Source organism: Paracoccus beibuensis, assembly GCF_026162625.1.
Taxonomy (GTDB): domain Bacteria; phylum Pseudomonadota; class Alphaproteobacteria; order Rhodobacterales; family Rhodobacteraceae; genus Paracoccus; species Paracoccus beibuensis.
In genome coordinates this window covers 1-8,225 of the sequence record NZ_JAOTBD010000067.1, presented here as the reverse complement: position 1 = coordinate 8,225, position 8,225 = coordinate 1, and the positions used below count along the sequence as shown (strand labels likewise).

At 67.5% G+C, this 8,225-nt stretch carries 8 protein-coding genes and 3 pseudogenes; 9 read left to right on the top strand and 2 right to left on the bottom strand.

The features are described from left to right. Positions 1-82 precede the first annotated feature (82 nt). Positions 83-910 (bottom strand): AAA family ATPase, encoded by an 828-nt coding sequence (locus tag OC159_RS19380; protein WP_265502885.1) that lies wholly within the window; start codon positions 908-910, stop codon positions 83-85. A 3-nt stretch (positions 911-913) separates the two neighbouring features. On the opposite strand from OC159_RS19380, the gene OC159_RS19375 reads away from it, so the two are divergent. The 3 genes and pseudogenes from OC159_RS19375 (at position 914) to OC159_RS19365 (ending at position 2,810) form a co-directional block, all read left to right on the top strand. Continuing rightward, positions 914-1,132 (top strand): 3-hydroxybutyrate oligomer hydrolase family protein, encoded by a 219-nt coding sequence (locus tag OC159_RS19375; RefSeq protein ID WP_265502884.1) that lies wholly within the window; start codon positions 914-916, stop codon positions 1,130-1,132. Positions 1,133-1,191: 59 nt separating this feature from the next. Further along, a pseudogene (locus OC159_RS19370) lies at positions 1,192-2,358 on the top strand (tannase/feruloyl esterase family alpha/beta hydrolase). After that, positions 2,322-2,810, top strand: coding sequence for a tannase/feruloyl esterase family alpha/beta hydrolase (locus OC159_RS19365; RefSeq protein ID WP_265502883.1), 489 nt, complete (start codon positions 2,322-2,324; stop codon positions 2,808-2,810). The pseudogene OC159_RS19370 and the gene OC159_RS19365 overlap by 37 nt, the downstream one beginning before the upstream one ends. A gap of 7 nt (positions 2,811-2,817) precedes the next feature. Here the strand turns inward: OC159_RS19365 and OC159_RS19360 are convergent, their stop codons facing one another. Next, entirely contained in the window at positions 2,818-3,720 is a 903-nt protein-coding gene (locus OC159_RS19360) for a LysR family transcriptional regulator (RefSeq protein ID WP_265502882.1), read from the bottom strand. A 93-nt stretch (positions 3,721-3,813) separates the two neighbouring features. Between OC159_RS19360 and OC159_RS19355 the strand changes: the two genes are divergently transcribed. The 6 genes and pseudogenes from OC159_RS19355 to OC159_RS19330 all read left to right on the top strand — a co-directional run. After that, the gene (locus tag OC159_RS19355) at positions 3,814-4,356 is read left to right on the top strand and encodes a TAXI family TRAP transporter solute-binding subunit (RefSeq protein WP_265502881.1); all 543 of its coding nucleotides are present in this window, start codon (positions 3,814-3,816) and stop codon (positions 4,354-4,356) included. A gap of 38 nt (positions 4,357-4,394) precedes the next feature. Then, positions 4,395-4,610, top strand: coding sequence for a TAXI family TRAP transporter solute-binding subunit (locus OC159_RS19350; protein WP_265502880.1), 216 nt, complete (start codon positions 4,395-4,397; stop codon positions 4,608-4,610). After that, on the top strand, positions 4,610-4,732 hold the full coding sequence (locus OC159_RS19345) for a hypothetical protein (RefSeq protein WP_265502879.1): 123 nt from the start codon (positions 4,610-4,612) through the stop codon (positions 4,730-4,732). Before OC159_RS19350 ends, OC159_RS19345 begins: the two co-directional genes overlap by 1 nt. A gap of 45 nt (positions 4,733-4,777) precedes the next feature. Beyond that, positions 4,778-6,652 (top strand): TRAP transporter permease, encoded by a 1,875-nt coding sequence (locus tag OC159_RS19340; protein ID WP_265502878.1) that lies wholly within the window; start codon positions 4,778-4,780, stop codon positions 6,650-6,652. Next, positions 6,649-7,683, top strand: a pseudogene (locus OC159_RS19335) (acyclic terpene utilization AtuA family protein); the annotation flags it as partial. The gene OC159_RS19340 and the pseudogene OC159_RS19335, both read left to right, overlap by 4 nt. A 48-nt stretch (positions 7,684-7,731) precedes the next feature. Beyond that, positions 7,732-8,225: pseudogene (locus OC159_RS19330) on the top strand (IS66 family transposase zinc-finger binding domain-containing protein); the annotation flags it as partial.

Here is an 8,225-nt window from a genome sequence, read left to right as displayed (position 1 = left end):
ACCGCCCATGGCGGGCAGCCGCCTGCCGTGGTTTACTTCAACACCATCGAAACCGATCAGCAGGCGCAGGCAGTAGCTTAAATCAGCCGGAAAACTGTCCAAGGATCGGGGAGTAGCTCAGATAGTAAAGAGCCTCGACAGCGTTCAGACCCAAGACGTGCACCCGATCTTTCACGTGCTCGTCACGGTTGTCGTCGTCTCGTCCGTCGTGGTCAATTAGCCCGGACACCTCGATATGATGGAGGCCGGACGCGCCCAGCATCCCCTTCGTAGAGGCGATGACGTCGCGCGACGATCCTTTGGACGCGACGGAGACGCCGGGAAGGAGGGTCGCATAAAGACCGCCATCCAAGCTGGCATCGGTGCCTTCTACAAAGAGAATGCGGCGGCGCGCGCCAAGGATGTCGCGCCGGACAAGCTCTGGGACATCCTCGCCCGCGTTGAGAAGGTCGAAGTCCCAAGCGACCTCTTGCTGCGCTGGCTCAGCGCGCCGGACGTCGCGCATAAGGAGCATCCGTGCTTGGGGATGCTCTACAGCGAGGTCGATGGCATGTGTTGAGACGACCATGGCACAGTCGGGCCGTTCGGCGAAGAGGTCGCGCAGGAGAGGTGCGATAATGGCGTGGTTCAGATGCCGCTCGGGCTCGTCGATAAGGAGGACGGAGTCGGGCGGTGCGATTAACACAGTCGCGGCGAGGAAGATGGCTGCGCGCTCGCCGTCGGAGATCTCCGCAAAATCGAATGGCTCACCGCCTTGGCGTTGGGCCTGCACAGCGCGAAAGCCGTCGATCTTGACGGTGATCTTGACGGTGATCTTGAGGTGCAGACGTGAGAAGCCGGTTGAGCTTGTCGATAGGAGTCTCTTTGGCACGAGCATTTCGGCGCGGGGCTGCCCGGCTATGCCGACCATTTCGTGCCGATCGAGCCCTATCACATCGACGCACTGGAGCTGATGCACCGTCACCTGACGCAAGGGGACGACCTCCCGCCCAGCCAGCTGATCCATGCCGCCGTCGGCGCCGAGGGCGAGGGGCGCGGCGGCACCCGGCTGATCCTGCCCGAGATCGCGGCGGAACCGGACACGGCTGACTTGGTCACGGTCGACGGCGGCCATGTCACCGTCCCGCACTGACCCATGACCGTCGCCCGGCCCAGAAGAGGGGCCGGGCCCTGACTTGAGGAGGATCCACCATGTCACGACATTCCCTGATGCTGGCCGCGACCACGGCCCTGGCCGGCGGTCTTGCCGCCCCGGCCCTGGCGGCCGGACCCGACTGCGCCGCCGTGGCGACAGCGCTGACCGATGGACGGACCGAAGCCTGGGCGGTGCGGGTGACCGACATCGACCCCGCCAGCGTCGAGAACAAGACCCTCGCCCCGGATCTCGGCGCGATCTGCCGGGTCAGCGGAACAACCGCGCCGGTCGAGGGCTCGCGGATCGGGTTCGAGGTCTGGCTGCCCGTCGAGGGCTGGAACGGCCGCCTGCAGATGTTCGGCAATGGCGGCTACAGTTCGTCCATGCCCTTCGACCGGGTCAGCCAGGCGGCGGCGCAGGGCTATGCCGTGGCCGTCACTGATACCGGCCATCAGGGCAGCGATCCCGATTTCGCCCGAAACCGCCCCGAGGCCATCGACGATTAGGCGCACCGCGCCGTCCACGAGACGATCACGCAGGCCAGGGCCGCGGTCGAGACCTTCTACGACAGGGCCGCGGATTACGCTTATTTCGACGGCTGTTCGACCGGCGGGCAGCAGGCATTCGCAGCGGCGCAGCGTTATCCAGCCGATTTCGACGGCGTCATCGCCGGTGCGCCGGGGCACAACCGCACGCATCTAAATGCCGGGTTCCTGTGGCTCTATCTCAGCAATCACGAGGCGGGCGTTGACGATCGGCAGATCGTGCCGAACGACAAGCTGCCGATGGTGGCGCAGGCGGTCTTCACGCAGTGCAAGGCGCAGCGGGCGGACGATGCGGCCGGTCTTGCTTCGGACCCCTTCCTGAACAACCCGCTGTCCTGCACCCCCGATCTGGAGGCGCTGGGCTGCGCCGATAGCGATGGCGCCGATTGCCTGACACGCCCGGAAGCAGATGCCCTTCAGGCGATGTATGATGGCCCCCGAGACGCCGAGACCGGAGAGCGGATCTATTTCGGCTGGCCCGTCGGCTCGGAGAACGCGGGCACCAACCCCGAGCGGCCGGGCTGGAGCAACTACTGGTCGGATTCGCCAGCACAGAGCGTCCTGCCCGCGTCAGCTTCTGGCAGATATGGGCCCTTGATGACGAGGACTGGTCATGGTGGGATGTGGATCTGGAGCCGGACATGGCCCGTGCGGATGACCGGCTTGCCGAACGGGTGAACGCGATGGACCCTGATCTTCGACCGTTCCGCAACGCGGGTGGCAAGATGATCCACCATCACGGGCTGGCCGATCCCGTCGTGCCGGCTGCGGATTCGATCTCGTATTGGCGGCGCGTCCAGCAGGCGACGGATGGATCGGAAGATTTCCACCGCCTGTTCCTTGTTCCGGGGATGGAGCACTGCGGCGGTGGCAGCGGCCCGAACCGGCTGTCCCTGCAAGCCGAGTTAGAGGCATGGGTCGAGCAGGGCGTCGCGCCCGAGCGGATCGAGGCCGTGCATCAAGAAGGCGGCGACGCGCCGGGCGCCGTGACGTTCACCCGCCCGCTCTGCCCCTATTCGCAGCAGGCTTTCTACGACCGCACCGGCCCCGAGGAAGATGCCGCCAGCTTTGAATGCCGCATGGCGGATGAGCCGCAATTCGAGGATCTGGGGCAGGCATGGCAGCGCTAGGACGGGATCAGGTCACAGTCTGCAGCGGTGCGATGCGCACCAGCTGAATAAATGCGCGGGCCGGAGGCGACAGCGTCCGCCCCGAGCGCCAGACGAGGCCGATGCGGCGGGAGGCGCCGAAGTCGGCGATAGGGCGGATCAGCAAGTCGCGGCTGCCCAGCACCGGTAGCGTCAGCCGGGGCAGGGCAGAGACGCCCAGGCCCTGCGCTACAAGCGCGCCGGCAGTGGCCAGATGCGACACTTCGAAGCGCGGTTCAAGCTGTTGGCCGATCCGGGCGCAGGCGCCGTCCAGAAGCTCGCGCACGCTGGTGCCACGGGCCATGGCAATGAAGGGCATCCGCATCAACTCGGTCAGGGTATAGGCACGATCCTCGGACAGCTGGCCGCCTGGCGGGCCGACCGCGACGAACTGGTCGTCCAGCAGCGCCTGGAAGTAAAGCTGGTCGCGCGTGCCGACGGTGCCGGCAGTGAAGCCCAGATCCGCCTCGCCCCGCGCGACGCTGGCAACGACCGTGTCCGATAGCGCATCGAGGATGCGCAGGTCGACGCCGGGATAGGCGCTGGCAAAGCGCTCTGGCAGCAGGCCGGCCGTGACCGAGGGCAGCCCGGCAATCGTCAGTCGCCCCCGCCGCGCCTCAAGAAAGGCGGTGAAGTCGGCTGCACCACCCTCGGCCGTATTCACCAGCCGATCAGCGAGTTCCGTGAAGGCGCGCCCTTCGTCCGTAGGGGCGACGTTGCGGGTATCACGGTCGAAGAGGCGTGCGCCGATCCGCGTCTCGAGCCCCGTCACCTGCCGCGACAGCGCAGAAGGCGACAGGCCAAGCCGCTCGGCGGCCAGCCGGAACGAGCGTGCTTGAGACAGCGCCAGCACGGCGCGGCAGTCGGCAAGATCAAAATTGGTGCGGATCATGCATCAATTATTGCGGCTTCGGGTGTTTAAGCAACTGCCAAAAGCCGGATGATGGCAGCAATGGCCTGTGGAGGGGCCGCAAGGAGGAATCACATGACCAAGCATCCCCTGGCCCTTGTGGCCGCGCTTCTGTGCAGCACGCCCGCATGGGCGCAGCAGACCGATCTGCTGATCGGTTCGACCTCGGCCTCGTCCAGCCATTACGGCTATTTCGTGGCCGTCGGGCAGATCGTGAACGAGCAGGTGGACGGCATCGACGCTGCGGTCGTCGAAACCGGCGCCACGATGGACAACATCCGCCGCATGGCGCGCGGCCAGATGGACCTGGGGCTGGTAACGACGAACGTCGCCCAGCACGCCGTCGCGGGCACCAACGACTTCGACGGCAACGCGCAGGACCTGTGGCTGCTCTGGGTCTATACCGGCGCGCCGCAGAACGTCATCGTGCGCCGCGATGCCGGGCTGGACAGCCTCGAGGCGCTGGCGGGCGCGCGGATCAATCCGGGCATACGCGGCTCGGCCGCCGAAAGCACCACCGAGGCGGTCTTTGCGACCCTCGGCCTTCAGGCGGACTGGGTGCGCGGCTCGACCACCGACATTGTGGATGCGATCAAGGACAACCGCGTGGCGGGCTAGTCAAATCGGGCTCGGGGGTCCGGCTGGACGCCTCGACCATGGACGTGGCGACCTTCACGCCCATCGACGTGCTGGGCCTGACGCCCGAACAGGCCGAGACGCTGCGCGCCGACATGCCCGACATTTCAGTGGTGGATATCCCCGAAGGCGCCGCCGAGGGCATTCCCGCCTATACCACCTGGAGCTTCGGGGTGGGCGTCGGCGCGACCTCGGCCCTGTCCGAGGAGGACGCCTACAAGATTGTCTCGCGGTGATGGCCGACGAGACGGTGCAGGTGAACGCGCTGGCCGAGCTGCGCGACGCATCGCTGGCCGATCTGACGCTGCAATACGGCACCGTGCCCCTGCATCCCGGCGCCGCGCGCTGGTTCGAGTAGAACGGTTACGATCTGCCCGAAGCCCTGCGCCCGGCCGAATGATCCATGCGTGACCGGGTTTCTCAGGCGCTTGCGCTGATCCTTGGGCTGTTCGTCTTCTGGACGGCCGCCGCCGGTGCCTTCGAGGCGCTGGAGCAGCGCGCGCTGTTCCTGGGCCTGGTCACGACGCTGGGCTTCACCCTATACCCCTTGGGCGCCGGGACAAGCTGGCGATCGGTCGGGCTGACCGTCGATCTTGCGCTGACCGGCGTGGCGCTGGCGGCCTGCGGCTATATCGTCTGGAACTACGAGGCGATCATGGGTTCGCTGCCATGGGCGACCAACCCCGACATCGTGCTGACCGCGGGCCTGCTGATCGCCGTGCTGGAACTGGGGCGGCGGACGGTCGGGCTGATCTTTCCGGTGCTGGTGACGCTTGGCCTCGCCTATGCGCTGCTGGGGGGCAGCCTGCCCGGTGCGCTCGGCCATCGCGGCTTTGACATCGCCTTCGTGACCGAGACGGTGTTCCTCGGCGACTTGGGCATCTGGGGGATGCTGACCGGTGTCGCGGCGACGGTCATCGCGGCCTTCGTGTTGTTTGGTGCGCTGCTGCTGCATTCGGGCGGCGGGCAGGCCTTCATGGACCTTGCCATGCGTCTTGGCGGACGCCAGCCGGGCGGGGCGGCCAAGATCGCCACCATCTCCTGGGGGCTGTTCGGCATGATCTCGGGCTCGGCGGTCGCCAATGTCGCGACGACGGGCAATTTCACCATTCCCATGATGGTGCGCCTCGGCTATCCGCGCCCCTTCGCCGCCGCGGTCGAGGCCGTCGCCTCGACCGGCGGGCAGATCGCGCCGCCGATCATGGGCGCCGCCGCCTTTGTCATGGCCGAGATCCTCGGCATTCCCTACGTCACCGTCATGATGGCGGCGATCACTCCGGCCGTGCTGTTCTCCCTGGCCGTCTTCGTGACCGTGCACCTTGTCGCCATCCGCCGCGGCCTCGCCATCGTCCCCGAGGCCGAGCTGCCCGCCTGGCGCCTGATCCTCGCACCGCGCCGGGTGCTGCCGATCGTGGCGGCGCTCGGCGGGCTGGGCATCGGGATCTGGCTCGGCCGCTCGGTCGCCACCTCGGCCTTCTACGGGATCATGGGGCTGCTGATCGCCTTCGTGGTGACGCAATCGGGGAAGATGCCCGCGCGCGACATGGCCCGGCGTATCCTCGAAGGACTGGTGGATGCGGGCAAGGGGCTGGTGATCATCGGCGTCCTGCTGGCGGGGGCGCAGGTGCTGGTCTCGATGATCAACCTGACCGGGATCGGGGTGATGCTTTCGTCGCTGATCGTGACGTTGGCTGGCGACAGCGTGGCGCTGGTCGCGGTTGTCGTGGCAATCGTCTGCCTGATCATGGGGATGGGCCTGCCGACCACCGCCGCCTATGTGCTGGTCGCGGCCGTGCTGGCGCCCGCGATGACGGCGGTCGGCGTCGATCCGCTGGCGGCGCATCTCTTCGTGTTCTACTTCGCGACCATCTCGGTCATCACGCCGCCGGTCTGCGTCGCGGTCTTCGTCGGCGCGGGCATCGCCCAGACCCCCTGGACCAGCGCCGCCGTCGAGGCCGTGCGCCTCGGCGCCGTCACCTATGTCGTCCCCTTCATGCTGCTGCTCTATCCCGGGATGATCATGCAGGGCGGCCCGCTGGCCGTCGCCGAGGCCGCGATCTCGGGCCTCGTCCTTGTGCTTGCCATCCCGGGCCTTCTGTCGGGGACGCGGATGCTGGGGCACCGGGGCTTCGATGCGGCGATCTTCGTCGCGGTGATCGCGCTGGCCATCTGGCCCCACCCCGCCGGTCCCGTAGCCGCGCTGGCACTGTTAGCGGGGGCCTGGGCCTTCGGCCGGCGGCAACGGGCGGCCACTACCCTGACAAGGACGGACACATGACCACCCAGCCCTTCCTGCTCGGCAGCGGTGCCGGCTTCTCGGGCGACCGCATCGACGCAGCGATTCCGGTCGTCGCCGCCATCGCTGCGGCAGAGCGCGGCGGGGCCATCATCTTCGAGACCCTGGGCGAGCGGACTCTGGCCTTGGGACAAGTCGCGCGGCAGGCCGACCCCGAGAAGGGCTACGAGCCTCTGCTAGAACAGTTCCTCGGCCCTATCCTTGCCCCCGCCATCGAGGCCGGAATCACGATAGTCGGCAATTTCGGTGCGGCCAATCCGCCCGCCGCCGCCCGTGCCATCGCTAGACTTGCTGCCGCACAAGGGCTGGCGCCTCGGATCGCTATCGTGACCGGCGACGACATGCTGAATGATCCCGCTTTCGCCGAAAGCACGCTGTGGGAGGGGGATTCCGGTCTGCTGACGCCCTCTGCTGCCCCCATTGCCGTCAACGTCTATCTGGGCGCACGCAGCATCGCCGATGCGATCCGTGCTGGTGCGCAGATTGTCGTCACCGGCCGCGTGGCAGATCCGGCGCTGGCTCTCGGCCCGCTGGTCGCACATTTTGGGTGGGATTGGGACGATCTGGACCGGCTCGCCGCAGGCACTCTAATCGGGCATCTGCTGGAATGCGGCAGCCAGGTCTCCGGCGGCTATTTCGCTGATCCCGGGATTAAGGACGTGCCCGACATGGCGCGGATCGACTTCCCTATCGCCGAAGTTTCGTTTGATGGCGCGGCAGTGCTGACAAAGCCCCCGGCAACCGGAGGGCGCCTCGACATCGCTACGGTGACCGAGCAACTGCTCTACGAGATTCACGACCCCGCCGCCTATCTAACCCCCGACGTGACGCTGGACGTGACGGGCGTGCGGCTGGAGCAATCGGGAAAGGACCGCGTCCGCGTCACCGGCGCCCGGGGCCGCCCCGCCCCGGATCGCCTGAAGGCGACCGTCAGCTACCCGGGTGAATGGCTGGGCGAGGCCGGCATCTCATATGCCGGACCGAACGCTCTGGCCCGGGCCGAGTTGGCCGTTCGCACCATCCGCGAACGCCTCGCGATCCGCGGCCTGTCCCCGCGCCTGGCCGAGGTCGAGGCTTCGAGGGAAACGCAGGCCACCAGGGCGGACAAGGGGGCGACCGGGCCTGCGCCGAAGCGCACCATCGGCAACCTGCCGGCTGCACTGCCGCGTATCGAAGAGGTCATCGAACCCGCCAGCCTGATCTGCCCCTGCGGCTGCGGCGTCGCCAGTGTCGCTCGGACCGATGGCGCGACACTGGCGACTGCACAAGATCGGCGAAGACCGCAGCGAGCGGCTGGACATCGTGCCTGCCCAGCTGCGCGTGATCGTCACCGTGCGCCCGAAGTATGCCTGCCGGTCCTGCACCGACGGGGTGACCCAGGCTTCGGCACCCTCTCACCTGATCATGGGCGGCCTGCCGACCGAGGCGACGCTCGCCCAGGTGCTGGTCAGCAAATATGCAGATCACCTGCCGCTATATAGACAGAGCCAGATCCTGGCGCGGGCAGGTCTTGATCTGCACCGCGCCGTTCTGGCCGATTGGGTGGGCAAGGCCA